The organism is Patulibacter medicamentivorans, assembly GCF_000240225.1.
GTDB lineage: Bacteria > Actinomycetota > Thermoleophilia > Solirubrobacterales > Solirubrobacteraceae > Patulibacter > Patulibacter medicamentivorans.
Genome location: NZ_AGUD01000098.1, coordinates 1 through 16067, shown reverse-complemented (window position 1 = coordinate 16067; position 16067 = coordinate 1). Strand labels below are relative to the sequence as shown.

Below are 16067 nucleotides of genomic sequence, written 5' to 3'. Positions count from 1 at the left end.
CCGCGTCGGGCCGGCCGCTCGCCAGCTGCAGCCGGCCGGGGCCGGCCAGAGGCTGCGCGGGGCTCCGACCTTCGGCCGCGCCGGCAGCAGCTCGTGCCAGCCGCCGCGGTCGCGGACCTGGATCGCCTCGAGCCCCGGCTGGTAGCGCAGGTCGAGGTGGCTCGGCCGCAGCGTCGCCGCCCACCAGACGTCGCCGCGGCGGGCGGCGACGGCGCCGGAGCCGGCGATGTCGGAGGTGGTCCCCGAGCGGGTGGCGGCCGGCGGTCCGCCGGCGAGGGCGGGCTGGCCGTCGAGCGCGTCGGCGGCGTCGTTGAGCAGGACCGCGGTCAGGCCGCCGTAGATCACGGTGTTGGCGTAGCGGTCGATGCCGCTGGCGTCGTCGCCGTCGCGCAGGACCGGCGCGATCGCCAGGTAGCCGTCGGGCCGGATCCCGTACGCGTCCCGCAGGCGCCGCCAGGCGGCGTTGGCCATGCCACGTCCGGCGCGGTCGTCGCGGTCGGCGCCGACGACCATCGCGGCGGCGAGGGTCCAGCTCAGCTCGGCCGAGCGGCCGCTCCAGGCGAGCGTCCCGTTCGGCGCCATCACCGCCGCCAGGTAGCGGCCGACCTGCTCGCGCAGGCGCCGCAGCGCGACCCGGTCGCGGGGCGGATCGGCCAGCCCGACGTCGCGCAGCATCACCGCCGAGAGCGTGGAGTAGGCGATCGGGTTGCTCGGCGGGTCCGAGAGCGCGCGGGCGCGGGCGGCGATCCAGGAGCTGCGGACGGGCGTGGCGGCGGCGCCGATCGCCAGCCGCCCGATCGTGCGCAGGCGCGAGCTGCGCCGCGGGCTCGCCGGGAAGCGTCCGGCCGCGGTCGCCGTGGTCCGCGCGGCCAGCTCGACGAGCTTCCAGTTGTTGTAGCGCCGGGGGTCGATCCAGCCCGCGGACGGTGGCTGCGCGGCCGAGCGGAACGGCGGGTCGTCGAGGTAGGCGGCGATCTGCGGCGCGACCTGCTGCCAGTCGCGATCGGCGGCCAGGCGCCGGTGGGCCCAGCGGTAGGCCTTGGCGACCAGCCACTGGTCGAACGGGGTCGCGTGGCGCTCGCGGACGGAGAGCATCAGGGCCCGGATCGCCCGCTCGCGCAGGTCGCGGTCGCCCGTGCGGGCGGCGGCGCGCAGGCCGGCGTAGCCGAACCCGGCCGGGCCGTAGTAGCCGATCAGGTTGCGGCCGATCGGATCCCAGATCCGGCCGCGGTCGTCGATCGATCGCAGGGCGGTGGTCGTGATCCGGTCGGCGAGCGTTCGAATCGCCAGCGGCGAGCCGCCGGCGCCGGGTGCGGTGGGCACCACGGCGCCGGCGGTCGCCGGCGTCCCGACGAGCAGCACGACCGCGAGGGCGATGCCGCGCAGCACGTCTCGGCGTCCTTCGAGAGCCGTCGTCCGCCGCTAGCAGTTGAGCTTGTAGCGGGGGAAGTAGCCGTCGGTGGGGAACGACGTGGCCGAGTGGCCGAACGCCCAGAGGATCCCCCAGTTCTCGTCCTCCTGGAAGTGCATCCGGAAGGTCGCGCCGGGCGGCAGGTACTCGATCGTCCCGCCGTAGGGGCTGGGGTAGGTACGGAGCCAGTGGTCCCAGCCCTCGCCGGACTTGACGGTGCAGAGCGGGCCGCTGCTGCCGCTGGCGTTGGCGGTGGCCGAGGCCCCGACAGACAGCGAGAGCGCGGCGACGAGGGCGAGCAGGGTGTTGCGCAACGTGCGCACGGGTGGTCCTCCTTGGACAGGGATCCGGACAGGGGTGGTCGCCCGTTCCGGTCCGGACGCCGGGAACGGGGCTCTTGGGGGAGCTCGGAGGGCGCGCCGAAGCGAGCGGCGCGCCGTGATCGGGGGGTGGGACCGAGGCGGTCGGGGGGTCAGCCGCCTCGGTCCCGGTACTCGGCCCGCAGCCGCTGGCGCTCGCCGTGGGGGCGGCGGTAGGCACGGACCGAGAACCAGCGCTCGGGGCGGCGCTCCCGCGCCTGCACCCGCGCGCGACGAGCGTGCTTGCGCTCGCGGCTGTAGGGGCTGTCGAGGCCGTTGCGCGTGACGACCGTCGTGACCAGCCAGTGGTCGCGCGACGGCTTCGCCGGGCGACCGCGGACGAGCAGCAGCGCGACGTCGTCGCCGATCACCAGGTAGGCGTCGTAGCGCCGGTCGCGGTCGGGGTCCGAGCGCAGCCAGGCGGGCGCGACCGTGGTGAACGTGCCGTGGCGGGCGATCTGGACCAGGTAGTCGCGGGCCTCGTCGACGGCGGCGCGGATCTCGACCGGGACCTTTCCGTCGGGGATCGAGGGCACCGGCGAGCGTGGCGACCAGGCGAGCGCTCGCGGGTCCTGGCGGAGCCGGCGGGCGCACTGCACGGCGGCGTGCGCGGACACCTGGCGCGGGCTGATGCCGGTGAACGGCGGGCCCTCGGCGGGGTGGGAGGGCCCGCTGTCGGTGATCGCGATCGACGTCACGAGAGCGATCATTCATGAAGCGATAGATGTCGTCAAGTCTGATCGTCGTCGGCTGGGAACCGCCTCTGTGTCGGAAGCTCGTGGGAATGCCGACGTCGGTCGCTGGCTTCGCCCGATCGATCAGTCGAGCCGAAGACCGCGACATGCACGGTGATCGCCGCCGAGGACGCTGTCGCTCGACCGCTCGATCGCGGAGACTTCCTGCCGATGGCGGCTTCTCGAACCCCCCTCTCGGCGGCCCTCGTCCGTGGACGCGAGACGGCAGGTCTGACCCAGGACCAGGTCGCGGCCTGGATCGGCGTCTCGGCCGTGACCTACCGCCGGTGGGAGAACGGACAGGGCGAGCCGGGCGCCAGCCAGGTCGTCACGCTCGCGATCGCGCTCGGCACCACGCCCGGCGAGCTGCTGGCCGGCACGCCGCCGGCCGAGGGGGCGGGGCTGCTGCAGCGCCTGCTCGCGCTCGAGGCCGAGGTCGCCGAGCTGCGCCGTCGCCTCGACGACTCCTGAGCGCGCCGCGCCGTTGATGGCCCGCCGGCGGTGCCGTAGGCTCGCCGCGGGTGATCGGCAACGGTCGGAGTCACGTCCTGGGGGGAGGACGGCAGCGCGTCGCGCGCACGGCCGTCGGCGCCGGCATCCGCCGAGCGCCGGTCGCGATCGCCCTGGCGGCGGTGAGCGTCGCCGCCCTCGGCGGCGCCACGGCCCGATCAGCGCCAGCGCAGCCGCCACCACCTGGGCCGTCGCCGCGCGCCCTGCTGGAGGCGATCCCGCGCGACCCGCTGCACGTCCGCTACACCGCCAAGGACACCGGCCGCCGGCAGCTCGCCGGCCTCGACGTCGTCGCCGACCCGATCGGCACCGGCTACATCGGGGTCTACTTCTGGCCGAGCGGGCCGGGCCCGGCCGACTACGCGGTCAGCGTCGGCGTCTCGCCCGACCTGATCAACTGGCGGCGGGTCACCGACCTCGACGTCGACGGCGGCAACATGCCGACGATCCGGAGCCTGCCCGGCGGCGGCTTCCTGGTCGCCTACGAGGACTACACGGCGCTCGACGGGGAGACCGCCAAGAGCCAGATCCGGGTCCGCTACTACCCGGGGCGCGAGCAGCTGCTGCGCAACCGGTGGGCGGTCGAGCAGCTGCTGCCGCGGACGCTGTCGCCGAGCAACGAGGGGACGCCGAGCATCGAGGACGTCGCCTGGAGCGGGCGGCCCGAGACCTCGGTGCTGCGGATCGGGTTCCACTACAACGCGGGAGCGCGCGGCGTCGACCGCCAGGCCGAGGGGATGCTGCGCGGCTTCCGCGACTGGCGGACCGTCGCCGACCCCGCGACCGCCCGGCGACTGCGCGCGGCCGGGTTCCTGGCCAGCCACGGCAAGCGCTCGCACCTCGACGTCGCCGGCCGGCGCTGGGACGTGGTCGAGGCCCAGCGGCTGCCCGGCAGCTTCGGCGCCTGGTCGCTGGCGCTCGAGGACGCCGCCACCGGCACCACGCAGGGCCTGAGCCTGCAGGGCTGGTTCGGCCCGCTGACCTCGGTCGGCGTCCCGACCGTCAAGGTCCTGCCCGGCCCGTTGCGGCTCGGGCGGGTGCTGTTCGTCTCCGCCTACGTCTTCAGCGGCCGCCTGGTCGGGCCGCTGGTCTACTACCGGCCGCTGCCGCCGGGGTGGTGAGCGGCGGGCGCTCCGCCGGCCTCGCTCACGGAATCCGCCAGCGGACCGGGGGAGGGGGACGGCTACGCTGCGGCCATGCCCGAGCGCAGCGAGGTCACCTTCCCCTCCGGCGGCCTGCGGTGCGCCGCCTACCTGTACCGGCCCGACGGCGCGGCGCCGGACGGCGGCCGGCCCGCGATCGTGATGGCGCACGGGTTCAGCGCGACCCGCGACGAGCGGCTGCCGGCCTACGCCGAGCGGTTCGCCGCCGCCGGGTTCGTCGTGCTGGTCTTCGACTACCGCCACTTCGGCGCCAGCGAGGGGGAGCCGCGGCAGCTGCTGGACATCGCCGAGCAGCACGAGGACTACCGCGCCGCGCTGGCGTACGTCCGCGGGCTCGAGGGCGTCGACCGGCGCCGGATCGCGCTCTGGGGCTCGTCGTTCAGCGGCGGGCACGTGGTCGCCGTCGCCGCCGGCGATCCCGAGGTCGCCGCGGTCGTCTCGCAGGCGCCCTACGTGGACTCGATCCCGACGCTGCGCGAGGTCCCGCTGCGGAACCTGCTGCGGATGTCGGCGGCCGGCGTCCGCGACCAGCTCGGGGCGCTGCTGGGACGCGACGCGCACCTGATCCCGGCGGTCGCGCCGCCCGGCGGGTTCGCCGTGATGACCGCGCCCGAGGCCGAGCCGGGCTTCGCCGCGATCCAGGGGGAGGGGACGCGCTGGCAGAACGGCGTCGCCGCGCGGCTGGCGCTGAAGCTGCCGCTCTACCGGCCCGGCCGCAAGGCCGGACGGGTGCAGGCGCCGCTGCTGGTCTGCGTCTGCGACGAGGACCAGACCACGCCGCCCGCCGCGGCGGTGCGGATGGCCGCCGCCGCGCCGCGGGGCGAGCTGGTCCGCTATCCGATCGGCCACTTCGACATCTACGTCGGCGACGCGTTCGAGCGGACGGTCGCCGACCAGCTGGAGTTCCTGCGGCGCCACCTCGCCTAGGCCGGCGGCCGGCGCCGCGGGCCCGGCGGCGGAGCGCTCAGGCCAGCACCGCGCGGCCGATGATCTCCTTCATGATCTCGTTGGCGCCGGCATAGATCCGGGTCACGCGGGCGTCGGCCCAGGCGCGGGCGATCGGCGTCTCGACCATGTACCCGTAGCCGCCGTGCAGCTGGACGCAGCGGTCCAGCACGCGGCCCTGCATCTCGGTCGTCCAGAGCTTGACCTGGGCGGCCTCCTCGACGGTCAGCTCGCCGTCGTTGAGGGCGACCGTGCAGCGGTCGAGGAAGGTGCGGGCGACGTCGACCTCGGTCTGGCAGTCGGCGAGCGCGTGGCGGACGGTCTGGAAGTCGCCGATCGCCTGCCCGAACGCCTCGCGCTGCTTGACGTACTCGATTGTCCACTCGACGCCGGAGCGGGCCGACGACCACGCGTCCCAGGCCACCGACAGCCGCTCCTGCGCCAGCCCGGCCACGAGGTAGCCGAAGCCCTTGCCCTCCTCGCCGAGCAGGTTCTCGACCGGCACCTGGGCGTCGCTGAAGAACAGCTCGGCGGTGTCCTGGCCGTGGAGGCCGACCTTCTCCAGGTTGCGGCCGCGCTCGAACCCGGGGGTGCCGCGCTCGATCACCATCAGGCTGATCCCACGGTGGCGCTGGCTCGGGTCGGTCTTGACCGCCGTCATCACCAGGTCGGCGTTGATCCCGTTGGTGATGAAGGTCTTGGCGCCGTTGACGACGTAGTGGTCGCCGTCGCGCAGGGCGGTCGTCGCCAGCCGGCCGAGGTCGGAGCCGATCCCCGGCTCGGTCATCCCGATCGCGGTCACCAGCTTGCCGCTGACCATGCCCGGCAGCCAGCGGCGCTTCTGCTCGTCGTCGGTGTTGTGCAGGAAGTAGGGCAGGCAGACGTCGTTGTGGAGCGTCATCCCGATCCCGAACCCGGTCAGCCCGAGCCGCATCAGCTCCTCGTGCTGGACGGCGCTGAAGCGGAAGTCGTCGACCCCGGCGCCGCCGTGCTCCTCCGGCACCGGCATGCAGAGGAAGCCGCCCTCTCCGGCCGCCTCGTAGATCTCGTGGGGGACGATCCCGGCCGCGTCCCACTCGCGGTCGTGGGGGGCGACCTCGCGCTCGAGGAACGTCCGGAAGCTGTGCCGGAACTCCTCGTGCTCGTCCTCGAACAGGGTCCTCTTCATCTCCGCTCTCTCCTCGTCGCGACGCGGCGAGTGTGACAGGCGAGCGAGCCGGCTGGCCAGCCGACCAGGCCACGGCGGGCGGGGTCGCACTGGTGCGCCGCCGGGGCGGGCCGTCGAGTAGCGTGGCGCCCATGCCGTTGGGGCCGACCGGATCACCGGCGAAGGCGCGCGCGCCCCGACGGCGGGGCCTCCTACGGGCCCTGGCGCTCGCGCTCGCGCTGGCGTCGGGGGCATCGGCCGGCCCGGCGTCGGCGGCGCCCGCGCCACCCGGCGAGCCCCACGCCCTGGCGCCCTACAGCGGCACCGAGTACGGGATCAACATCCAGTCGCTGGTCAACACGGCGCTGGCCGGCGACACGGCGACCGTCGACCGGCTGCTCGACCGGATGCGCGAGATGCGCCTGCAGACCGCCCGCCTGTCGCTGCTGTGGCCGTGGACGGAGCCCCAGCGCGGCAGGCACGCCCCGGCGGTGCTCGACCGGCTGGTGGCGGGGCTCGCGAAGCGCCGGATCCGAGCCGAGCTGATCATCGACTCGGCGCCGGCCTGGGTCGTTCCGCCCAACTGCGTCCACGGCGTGATCGGCTACGCGATGCCGACCGACCTCGGCGCCTACCGCGCCTACCTGCGGTGGGCGATCGACCGCTACGGCCCGGGCGGCAGCTTCTGGAAGGCGAACCCCGGCCTCGACGCGAGCCTCGCGCCGCGCTGGCTGGAGGTCTGGAACGAGCCCAACGACCCCAGCCGCTGGTGCGGGCGGGTCGACGCCGGGCAGTACGCGCGGATGCTGCGGGCGACCCTCGATGCGGTCCAGGAGCGGACCCCGACCGTCCGCGTCGCGCTCGGCGGCCCGACCAACCACTGGGGCGCGAACGAGACGTCGCCGACCAGCGCGGTCGCGATCCAGTACTTCCTGCGCGACGTCGCGGCGGCCGACCCGCGCCTGCTCGAGCGGGTCGACGGCTTCTCGCTGCACCCCTACGGCTGGCACGGGGTCCAGGGATCGGGCGAGGCGGTGCTGACCGACGTGACCGCCTACCGCGAGTTGCTGATGGGCATGGGGATCGCGCCGTGGGTCCCGATCCTCGCGACCGAGACCGGCGTCACGACGCCGCCGGGGTACATCGACGGCGTCTACCGCGACCACGCCTCCCAGGAACCGCAGCGCAGCGCGATGATCCGGCGCGGCGCCGAGCTCGGCACCCGCAACGACTGCGCGGTCGCGGCCTGGCAGCCGCACACGCTGGTGACCTCCGGGACGGTGCCGAACCGCAGCCTGACGATGTCCGAGGACGCCTACCAGCGGCTGGTGCGCGAGCAGTTCTTCGGCTTCCTCGGCGGCTCCGGCAGCGGCTACGCGCTCGAGCCGACGGCGCTGGCGTTCCGCGACTTCATCGTCGCCGCCAACGGCGTGCCGCGGCAGCCGCACTGCCTGGCGCGGTTGCGGCAGACGGGCGTCCTGGGACCGCTCCGCAGCGCCCATCCGGACTGGTTCGCCGCCGACGGATCGCTCGTGACCAGCCCGCCCGCCGTCGCGATCGCCCGCTCGGCCGAGGTCGAGGCCCAGGCGGTCGCCCGGATCCGCGGCGCCAGGTTGCGGCTGACGGCCCGCGGCCGCGTCGTCGTCGGGGTCCGCTGCCTGGGGCGCTGCCGGGTCACGATCCGCGACGCGCGCCGCAAGCGGCTCGCCACGCGGGTCGGGACCTGCGGACGCCTGAGCTGCCGCGTGACCGTCCGGCTCGGGGCCCGCGCCAGCGCGCGGGTCCGGCGGGCGCGGACGGCGAAGGTGGCGGTCCGGGTCGCCGCCGGGCCCTGGGTCCGGGCGCAGCTGCGGGTCGCGCGCTAGCGGCGTCTGGGAGCGCGCGCCCGGTGCGACCGTCGGGGTCGCAGGCCGCGCGCGCCCGTCAGAGCGCGAAGCCGGTCGCCACGCCCAGCTCGACCGGCTGGCCGATCGGGTCGTCGGCGAGCAGGCGCGCGATCGTCGCCGCGTCGTCGGTCTTGGCGAACGCCCGCCGGCCCCGCTCGTCGCGGGCGGCGACCGTGCCGAAGTTCGCGCTGCCGCCGCGGTCGTGGCTGGCGGTGAAGCTCTCGACGGTCCAGCTGCCGCTGGGCTCGTCGACGATCGTCCGCCGCGGGCCCGCGTCGACCGTCGCCTGGACGTCGTGGTGGGCGAACGGCCGGGCCGGCGGGCGGGCGGACAGCAGCGCCAGGCCGTGCTTGGTCATGTACCAGCCGACCGCGCTCGCCAGCGCCAGCTCGTCGGGCTGCTGGCGCGCCCGGTCGACCAGCGTCGCCAGCGAGTGCGTGACGTAGTCGTTGGCCGGCCCGCCGAAGAAGACCAGGCCGCCGGTGACCGTCAGCGGCCGCGCCGGGTCGTCGACGACGAATCCCAGCTCGCGGGCGCCGATCTGGACCGCGCACGGGAAGCACGAGTACAGGTCGACCAGCGCCACGTCGTCGGCGTCGATCCCGGCGTGCCCGAAGACCGCGGCGCCGCCGGCGGCGATCGCGGGGGAGCGGTGGAGCTGGTCGCGCTCCCCGACCAGCCAGTGGTCGGCGCCGCCGGCCGTCGCGTGGACGAAGACCCAGCGGTCGCGGGCGATCCCGGCCGCCTCGGCGGCGCCGGCGCTGGTCAGCAGCAGCGCCGCCGACTGGTCGACGGTGATGTTGGCGACCATGCACTTCAGGTACGGGTCGCTGATCGGCCGGTTGCCGTCCTCGGGCGACGCCACCTGCTCGGCGCTCATCGGCGTCCGCGACCAGGCGTTCGGATGGCCGGCGGCGACCTCGCTGTAGCGCGACCACCAGCTGCCGATCCAGGCCCGCTGCTCGGCGGTGCTGCGGCCGGCCTCGTGGCGCAGGGCGTGCTCGAAGAGCGGGTAGTAGTTGGCCGGGACGACGAGGCCGGCGGCCAGCTCGGCGGGATGCGAGGGCGGGGCGTCCTTGCCGACCACGCGCGAGGGGGCGGTGCCGTCGGGCTGGGTCGGCCAGCCGGTCTCGCCGCCGGTCGTCATCGCGGTGCGGAAGGCGCTGACGACCTCGCCGCCGGCGATCAGCGCGCTCTCCAGCGTGCCGTCGGCGATCTGCGCGGCGAGGTCGCCGAGCAGCGCGATCGGGCCGTTGCCGCCGACGACGGTCCGGACGGTCTCGCGCGGGGAGAGCCCGAGCTCGGTGGCCAGCAGGCTGCCGGGATCGGGGATCGGCCACGAGAAGACGTCGACGACCGCGACGCTCTGCACCCCGGCCAGCAGCGCGTCGCCGCCGCTGCCGGCGTCGGCCGCGGCCCGGCGGGCGGCCTCGACCATCAGCTCCAGCGGCGAGGTCGGGCCGGATCCGGACCGGTGCGTAACCTGACCGGTGCCGACGAGGACGGGGGTGCGCGGATCGACGGAGCTCACCGCGCGGATGATGGCAGAGTGAGAGGTGGTACCTCTTACTTCTTGGCGGCGCTCCGCGTCGCGGGCGCGGTCACCGGCAGCAGGCCGCGCACGGCCCGCGCGACCCACGACTGCTGCTGGGCGTTCCAGAGCTTCGAGGAGTGGCTGCCGGGGTAGATGGCGAACCGGTGCGGCACGCCGAGCCGCCGCAGGTCGTGGGCGAACCGCTCGTTCTCGCCGCGCAGCGCGCGATCCTGGGCGCCGACGTAGAACTCGACCGTCACGCGCCCGTCGCTGCGGATCTCCGCCGGCAGGTCGGCGAGCAGGGCATGGGCGTCCGCCCGCCGGTCGGCGGCGGCGCTGCCGAGGTGGATCCGGCGGCCGCGCTCGTCGGTCGGGAAGAAGTACCCGCTCCAGGCCTGGATCACCGAGAACGCCTGCGGGTTGTGGAGCCCGATCAGCATCGCGCCGTAGCCGCCCGCCGAGAGGCCCAGGATCGCCCGCGCGCGACGGTCGGCGATCGTGCGGAAGCGGCGGTCGATGGTCGGGATCAGCTCGTCGGCGACCGCCGACTCCCAGTCGCGGCCGGGGCCGTGGTCGAGCCACTCGGGGTCGCGCTCGCCGGTCCGCGCTCCCTGGGCGCCGACGACGATCACCGGCCGCCCCGCCCGCACGGCGGCCCGGCCGATCATCCCGACCCGCTGGTTGCGGTAGGAGCGCCCGCTCGCCGGCAGCCCGTGGAGGAAGTAGACGACCGGGTAGCGGCGGCCGCCGCGACCGTAGCCCGGCGGCAGGAAGACGCGGTAGCGGGCGGTGTCGTGCAGCGCCGCCGAGCGGAAGTGGCCGTCGACGATCGTGCCGACGGCCGGGGCGGCGGCGCTGCGGGCACCGGCGGCGCTGCAGCCGGCCAGCGTCAGCGAGAGGGCGACGAGCAGCAACGGGCGCGGGTTCATCGGGGGGCTCCTTCCGGGAGGGTGAGCACGAAGCGGGCGCCGGGCGCGGCCGGGTCGAGGGTCAGCTCGCCGCCCATCGAGCGGGCCAGCTCGCGGGCGATAGCCAGCCCCAGGCCGAAGCCCTCGCCGGCGTCCTGGCCACGGGCGAAGCGCAGGAAGATCGACTCCCGCTGCGCGGCCGGGACGCCCGGTCCGTCGTCCTCCACGCGCAGCGCGGGCGCGGAGGCGGTGGCGCCGACGACGACCCGGACCGGGGCGCCGCGCGCGTGGCGGAGCGCGTTGTCGACCAGGATCCGGACGATCTGCGCGACCGCTCCGGGATCGCCGTCGACCCAGCGCTCGCCGTCGATCGTCAGCGTCACGTCGCGCCGCTCGTCGGCGATCCGGACGTCGAACTCGGCGACCACCGAGCGCACGACCTCGTCGACCTGGACCGGCTCGGTCCGCGGCGGCAGCCCGGCATCGACCCGGCTCAGCTGCAGCAGCTGGTCGGCGAGGGTCGAGAGCCGCTCGGTCTGCGTCTCGGCGCGCGCCGCCTGGTCGCGGGCGTCGGCCAGCGCCGGCGGCTGCGCCTCGAGGTCGCCGCGGAGCATGTCGAGCATCAGCCGCAGCGACGAGAGCGGCGTGCGCAGCTCGTGCGAGGCGGTCGCGACGAACGCCTTGCGCGCCTCCTCCTGCTCGCGCAGGCGCCGCTGCATCGTGGCGAACGCGCGGCTCAGGTCGGCGACCTCGTCGGTGCCGGTCTCGGACGGCATCTCGGCCGCCGGGCCGTCGCGGGCGACGCGCAGCGCGGTGGCGCGCAGGCGCCGCAGCCGGCGGACGATCCGGCCGGCCAGCAGCGTGCCGACCAGCAGCGCGCCGACCAGGCCCGCGATCCCCGCCAGGACCACGGCGCGGGCGACGACGTCGACCGCGTTGTCGACGCTGCGCAGCGACTGCGTGGCCTGGGCGACGACCGTGCTGCCATCCCGCAGCTGGACGGCCAGCGCGGCGACGGCCTCCGGCGGGTGGCGGCTCTCGTGCGTCCGCGTGTGGACGCCGGGCACCCGCAGGGCCGTGCGGATCAGGTCGCGGTCGACGTCCTGCTCACCGCCCTCGCCCGGCAGCAGCGACCGGCCGCGGCCGTCGAACAGCTCGATCTCGGCCAGCGTGCGGCGCCGCAGCGAGCGGATCGCGCGTCGCAGCGGGACGTCGCGGGGGAGCCCGGTCGGCGGCCCGGAACGACGTCCGCGGGTCGGCCCGGGCGATGCCTGACGGCTCGGCGCCCGCAGGTCGGCCGCCCGCAGCGGCGTCAGCGCGCCGCGCCCGTCGCGCAGCTCGCTCGACAGGGTCCGCACGGCGTCGGCCCGCAGCCGCGCGTCGAGCGGCGAGAGCAGGGTCACCGCCGCGACCGCCAGGGTCAGCGCGGCGACGCCGACGAGCACGGCGACGAACCGCCCGCGCAGCCCGATCCGCACCGATCAGACCTCGCCGACGCGGTAGCCGGCGCCGCGCACGGTCAGGATCAGCCGCGGCTCGCCGGGGACCTCCTCGAGCTTCTCGCGCAGGTGCCGGACGTGGACGTCGATCGCCCGCGGGTCGCGGTAGGCGGAGTCGCCCCAGATCATCCGCAGCAGCTCCTGACGGCCGTGGACCCGCTGGCGGTCGGCGACGAGCGCGTGCAGGACCGCGAACTCGGAGAAGGTCAGGGTCACCGGCACGCCGTCGCGGCGGACCTCGCGACGGCCGACGTCGATGGTCAGCGAGCCGAGCTCCAGCAGCGGCTGCTCGCGAGCGGGGGCTGCGCGGCGCAGCAGCGCCCGGATCCGGCTGCGCAGCTCGGCGGGCCGGAACGGCTTGACGACGTAGTCGTCGGCACCGGCCTCGAGGCCCTGGACCGCGTCGGCCTCGCTGTCGAGCGCGGTCAGCATGATGATCGGCGTGTCGTCGCGCTGGTCCCGCAGCCGCCGGCAGACGTCGTAGCCGCTGGGGCTCTGCGGCCCGAGGGCGACATCCAGCAGCACGACGTCGAAGCGCTGCTCGGCGATGCAGCGCAGCGCCTCGTCGCCGTCGCCGACGGCGCGCACGCGGTGACCCTCGCGCTCGAACGACTGGCGGAGCGCCTCCCGCAGCGTCGCCTCGTCGTCGCAGACCAGGATGTCGAGCATCTCACCGGCCATCGCGGACTACCGTAGCGCCGGCCCGTCGCCGGCCAGCTCGCGGGTGGGCGATGCCGGCAGCAGCCGCGCCGGCGCGGGGGCGAGGACCCAGCCGGCGACCGCGACGGTCAGCAGCCCGCAGATCCGCAACGCCGCGAGCAACGGCGTCTGGCCGAGCGGCTCGGCGAACGCGGCCAGGCCGCCGATCACCGCGACCAGGCTGGTGGAGGTGGCCATCAGGGCGATCACCGGCAGCGGACGGCCGGTCTGGAGGCCGCGCTGGAAGCAGAAGAACGCCGCCACCGTCAGCGCCACGAGGGCAGCCGTCCAGGGCGACAGGATCGCCGGCAGCAGCCCGCTGCGGGCGGCGCCGCAGACGGCCTTGGTCGCGGCGTCGGCAGCGCCGTAGAAGACCCCGGCCGCGATCCCGAGCAGCTGCGGACGGCGAGCCCCGGCGGGCACCGCGAGTAGCGCGCCGGCGGCCAGCGAGGCGCCGACCAGCAGCGGCAGCAGCTGCTCGTGGCCGGCCGTCCGCGCCCCGGCGTCGCGGGTCCCGACCGCCAGCAGCGCCAGCCCGAGCGCGATCGCCGGCACGGCGGCCCGCTCGCGTCCGCTCAGCGGCCGGCCGGTCACGCGCGAGGCGAGCGGCACGACCAGTGCCAGGCCGCCGCCCGCGAACGCCTGCGCGATCGAGAGCGGCGCGAGCGCGAGGGCGGCGACGAACAGCGCCCAGCCGAGCATCCCGGTGGCGGTGCCGAGCAGCCAGACCCGCGAGCGCAGCAGCCCGGCGAGCGTCCGCAGCGGCCGTCGGACGTCGAGCGGCGGCAGGTGGCGACCGCCGCGGTGCTGGGTCAGGTAGCCGGCGTTCAGCGCCAGCGAGGCGACCAGCGCGAGCAGCGCCCCGGGGAGGACCGACGGGCTCATCGTCCCGCCATCCGCGCGTTCGCCCAGCGCAGCATCGTCGGCACCATCGGCCGCCAGACCGCCCAGTCGTGACGGCCGGGGACGATCCGCGAGCTGGTCGTGATCCCGGCCCGGCGCAGCGCGCGGACGAAGGCCGGCATCTGGGCCGTCTCCGGGTCGACGTCCCCGCCGTAGACGTAGGCCGCGAGCGGCAGCCGCGACCGGTGGCGGCGGGCCAGCGGCGGCGCGGACCCCGGCGCGGGGACCCGGCGGGCGACCGCCGGCGGGGCCTTGGCGAGCCGGTGCAGCTCGTCGATCGGGCTGGCGGCGCGCAGGGTCGCGGGGCTGGCGCCGGAGAAGCTGTACGTGGCCTGCTGGCGGAAGTACCCGGACCACGACTCGAAGGCGCCGAAGATCCGCGGGTGGCTGAGCGTCAGCTGGACCGCCCCGTAGGCGCCCATCGAGTAGCCGCCGATCACCCGGTGGCGGCGGTTCGCGATCGTCGGGAAGCGACGGTCGACGTCGCGGACGACGTCGAGCACCAGCGACCCGTAGCGGCCGTGGGGCGTGTCGGCCCACTCGGTGTCGCCGCGCCAGGTGCCGTCGCGCCCGTCGGGGACGACGATCAGCATCGGCGTGATCCGGTGGTGGGCCAGCAGCGTGTCGGCGGCGACGCCGACCCGGCCGGCGTTGAAGTACAGCTCGGGGTTGCCGGGGTTGCCGTGCAGCAGGTAGAGGACGCCGAAGCGCTGGCCGCGGGCGACGTCGCGCCGGTAGCCGGCCGGCAGGTAGACGTCGTAGGAGCGCTCGCCGCCGAGCGCCGCCGAGGCGAAGCGGACCCGGTCGATCTGGCCGGCGGCGACTCCCGCAGGGTCCTTCGGGGGCGGGAATCCGCGGTACTGTGCGTAGCCTTGGCCGTACCGGAGCACGCCGAGCGCCCCCAGCGCGATCCACGCGGCGACCGTCCCGCGCACGAGCAGCCGCCTCATCGCGTCGGCTCCTCGCGGCGGGTCGCCGGCTGGCTGGCCGCCGTCGCAGTGGTCGCGGCCGGCGTCGGCTGGCTGTACCTGATCCGCGAGGCGGGGATCCTGGTCCTCGGCCCGCGGGTCCGCGGGGCGCTGCCGCTGGAGCAGCTGGCGCGCGCCGACGGCCAGGCGCTCGCCCGGCTGCTGCTGGCCTGGATCCCGGCCGGGATCGCCGGCGGCCTGGTGGTGGCGGCGCGGACGCGGCTCGGCGCGGCCGCCCAGGTGGCGGTGATCGCCTGGCTGCTGCTGCTCGTGGCCGGGGCGCTGTCGGACGCGGTCGCCGACAGCACGCCCGTGGCAGGCCACCTGGACGACCAGCTGACCCGTCCCGGGACGTTGGTGGCGGTCGGCCTCATCGCGGCTGGAGCGCTGCTCGTGCCTCCGACGGCACGCCGCGGCCGTGCCGCTGGCGCAGCGGGCTGAGCGCGCGGGTCGTCGCCGCCCCCGGGACGTGCCCCTCGGCCTGCAGCACCCGCCAGCCGGCGAGCGCGGCCGAGGCCTGACGGGGGAGCACCAGGTAGCGCGGCTCCCAGCGGGGGCCGAACTTGTCGCAGAACGTCACCAGCCGGTCGAGCTGGAAGCGGTCGCCGGTGCGGCGGAGCGCGGCGCGGGCCAGCCGATCGCGCGAGCGGCGGGCACGCTCGGGATCGAGCAGCTGCGAGAAGCCGGCGAAGTTCAGCGAGACGGTCGCGATCCCGTGCTCGGCGGCGTGCAGCAGGACGGTGGCGATCATCGCCTCGGTCAGCCCGTTGGGGGTCTCGCCGATCCGGCGCTGGACGTCGAGCGACAGCCCGCCGAGGAACGGCGCCATCCGCAGGGCGGCCCGCAGCGCGCCGTCCGGGTCGCGGGCGAGCACGAAGGTGGCGCGGGCGTCGTCGAGGGTGCCGTGCAGGCGGCCGCTGGTCATGGCGAAGCCGCAGAGCCGCTCGCGGTCGGCGCGCCAGGCCGTCTCCAGGTGGTGCAGCTCGGCCGCGGCCGGCCCGAGCGCCGCTCCCGCGACGCACTCCAGCTGCCAGCCGTGGCGCTGCTGGCGCGAGAGCGCGCGCCGGACCGAGCGCATCCGCTGGCCGCGGAGCGTGAACGAGCCGCTGTCGACGACCGCCTCCTCGCCGATGCAGATCGCGCGCTGCCCGTCGGCGCGGTAGTCGTCCAGGTGGCGCGCGGAGGCGCCGTAGACCACGACCCGGTGGCGCTGCTCCCCGGCCCGCTCGGCGAAGTCGGCGAGCAGCGCGGCCGCCCGGCCGCCGGCCGCCACCGGGTCGCCGCCGACGACCGCCGTCCGTCCCGCGACGCGGTAGGCGAGGGCGCCGTCCGCCGCCACGTGCAGGGCCCGCCGCTCGCCGAGGACGAACGGCGCGAGCGCGTCGTCGCCGTGCGCCGCGA

At 76.1% G+C, this 16067-nt stretch carries 16 protein-coding genes; 5 read left to right on the top strand and 11 right to left on the bottom strand.

Annotated features, from left to right (window positions below; all coding sequences use genetic code 11):
* The 3 genes from PAI11_RS08495 to PAI11_RS08485 form a co-directional block, all read right to left on the bottom strand.
* Positions 1-1389, bottom strand: a 1389-nt coding sequence (locus tag PAI11_RS08495) for a hypothetical protein (protein ID WP_040599291.1), incomplete at its 3' end; no start/stop codon positions are given.
* A 33-nt stretch (positions 1390-1422) separates the two neighbouring features.
* Positions 1423-1734 (bottom strand): hypothetical protein, encoded by a 312-nt coding sequence (locus PAI11_RS08490; protein ID WP_007573090.1) that lies wholly within the window; start codon positions 1732-1734, stop codon positions 1423-1425.
* A gap of 149 nt (positions 1735-1883) precedes the next feature.
* Entirely contained in the window at positions 1884-2480 is a 597-nt protein-coding gene (locus tag PAI11_RS08485) for a hypothetical protein (RefSeq protein ID WP_040599289.1), read from the bottom strand.
* Positions 2481-2675: 195 nt separating this feature from the next.
* Here PAI11_RS08485 and PAI11_RS08480 point away from each other — a divergent pair, with 195 nt between their 5' ends.
* From PAI11_RS08480 to PAI11_RS08470, 3 genes are all read left to right on the top strand, one after another.
* A complete protein-coding gene (locus tag PAI11_RS08480; RefSeq protein ID WP_138974181.1) occupies positions 2676-2975 on the top strand; it encodes a helix-turn-helix domain-containing protein in 300 nt (99 codons plus the stop codon).
* A 161-nt stretch (positions 2976-3136) separates the two neighbouring features.
* The gene (locus tag PAI11_RS08475; protein ID WP_138974180.1) at positions 3137-4135 is read left to right on the top strand and encodes a hypothetical protein; all 999 of its coding nucleotides are present in this window, start codon (positions 3137-3139) and stop codon (positions 4133-4135) included.
* A 75-nt stretch (positions 4136-4210) separates the two neighbouring features.
* Positions 4211-5104, top strand: a complete 894-nt coding sequence (locus PAI11_RS08470) for an alpha/beta hydrolase (protein WP_007573082.1) — start codon at positions 4211-4213, stop codon at positions 5102-5104.
* Between the two features lie 37 nt (positions 5105-5141).
* On the opposite strand, the gene PAI11_RS08465 is transcribed toward PAI11_RS08470, so the two are convergent.
* Positions 5142-6290, bottom strand: coding sequence for an acyl-CoA dehydrogenase family protein (locus PAI11_RS08465; RefSeq protein WP_007573080.1), 1149 nt, complete (start codon positions 6288-6290; stop codon positions 5142-5144).
* A 131-nt stretch (positions 6291-6421) separates the two neighbouring features.
* Between PAI11_RS08465 and PAI11_RS08460 the strand changes: the two genes are divergently transcribed.
* Positions 6422-8134, top strand: a complete 1713-nt coding sequence (locus PAI11_RS08460; protein WP_007573078.1) for a hypothetical protein — start codon at positions 6422-6424, stop codon at positions 8132-8134.
* Between the two features lie 58 nt (positions 8135-8192).
* Here the strand turns inward: PAI11_RS08460 and PAI11_RS08455 are convergent, their stop codons facing one another.
* Genes PAI11_RS08455 through PAI11_RS08430 form a run of 6 tightly spaced genes read right to left on the bottom strand, consistent with a single transcriptional unit; the run spans position 8193 to position 14648 of the window.
* Positions 8193-9686, bottom strand: coding sequence for a hypothetical protein (locus PAI11_RS08455; RefSeq protein WP_007573075.1), 1494 nt, complete (start codon positions 9684-9686; stop codon positions 8193-8195).
* A gap of 35 nt (positions 9687-9721) precedes the next feature.
* Positions 9722-10618 (bottom strand): alpha/beta hydrolase, encoded by an 897-nt coding sequence (locus PAI11_RS08450; protein WP_007573073.1) that lies wholly within the window; start codon positions 10616-10618, stop codon positions 9722-9724.
* Positions 10615-12075, bottom strand: coding sequence for a sensor histidine kinase (locus PAI11_RS08445; protein WP_007573071.1), 1461 nt, complete (start codon positions 12073-12075; stop codon positions 10615-10617). Before PAI11_RS08445 ends, PAI11_RS08450 begins: the two co-directional genes overlap by 4 nt.
* 3 nt (positions 12076-12078) lie before the next feature.
* The gene (locus PAI11_RS08440; RefSeq protein ID WP_007573069.1) at positions 12079-12777 is read right to left on the bottom strand and encodes a response regulator transcription factor; all 699 of its coding nucleotides are present in this window, start codon (positions 12775-12777) and stop codon (positions 12079-12081) included.
* Between the two features lie 6 nt (positions 12778-12783).
* On the bottom strand, positions 12784-13680 hold the full coding sequence (locus PAI11_RS08435; RefSeq protein ID WP_007573067.1) for a hypothetical protein: 897 nt from the start codon (positions 13678-13680) through the stop codon (positions 12784-12786).
* Positions 13677-14648 carry an alpha/beta hydrolase gene (locus PAI11_RS08430; protein WP_081488330.1) on the bottom strand — a complete coding sequence of 324 codons (972 nt, stop codon included), beginning with the start codon at positions 14646-14648 and terminating at the stop codon, positions 13677-13679. The genes PAI11_RS08435 and PAI11_RS08430 overlap by 4 nt, the downstream gene beginning before the upstream one ends.
* Positions 14649-14696: 48 nt before the next feature.
* On the opposite strand from PAI11_RS08430, the gene PAI11_RS08425 reads away from it, so the two are divergent.
* Positions 14697-15107: a hypothetical protein gene (locus tag PAI11_RS08425; RefSeq protein WP_138974179.1), complete on the top strand. Its 411-nt coding sequence runs from the start codon at positions 14697-14699 to the stop codon at positions 15105-15107.
* Here PAI11_RS08425 and PAI11_RS24155 read toward each other — a convergent pair.
* Positions 15037-16067: phosphatidylglycerol lysyltransferase domain-containing protein (locus PAI11_RS24155; RefSeq protein ID WP_138974178.1), on the bottom strand; the 1031-nt coding region annotated here is incomplete at its 5' end. The genes PAI11_RS08425 and PAI11_RS24155 overlap by 71 nt on opposite strands.

Coding starts and splice junctions, on each gene's coding strand:
- PAI11_RS08485 (WP_040599289.1), bottom strand. CDS start 2,480: ATGATCGCTCTCGTGACGTCGATCGCGATCACCGACAGCGGGCCCTCC.
- PAI11_RS08480 (WP_138974181.1), top strand. CDS start 2,676: ATGGCGGCTTCTCGAACCCCCCTCTCGGCGGCCCTCGTCCGTGGACGC.
- PAI11_RS08470 (WP_007573082.1), top strand. CDS start 4,211: ATGCCCGAGCGCAGCGAGGTCACCTTCCCCTCCGGCGGCCTGCGGTGC.
- PAI11_RS08465 (WP_007573080.1), bottom strand. CDS start 6,290: ATGAAGAGGACCCTGTTCGAGGACGAGCACGAGGAGTTCCGGCACAGC.
- PAI11_RS08460 (WP_007573078.1), top strand. CDS start 6,422: ATGCCGTTGGGGCCGACCGGATCACCGGCGAAGGCGCGCGCGCCCCGA.
- PAI11_RS08450 (WP_007573073.1), bottom strand. CDS start 10,618: ATGAACCCGCGCCCGTTGCTGCTCGTCGCCCTCTCGCTGACGCTGGCC.
- PAI11_RS08440 (WP_007573069.1), bottom strand. CDS start 12,777: ATGGCCGGTGAGATGCTCGACATCCTGGTCTGCGACGACGAGGCGACG.
- PAI11_RS08435 (WP_007573067.1), bottom strand. CDS start 13,680: ATGAGCCCGTCGGTCCTCCCCGGGGCGCTGCTCGCGCTGGTCGCCTCG.
- PAI11_RS08430 (WP_081488330.1), bottom strand. CDS start 14,648: ATGAGGCGGCTGCTCGTGCGCGGGACGGTCGCCGCGTGGATCGCGCTG.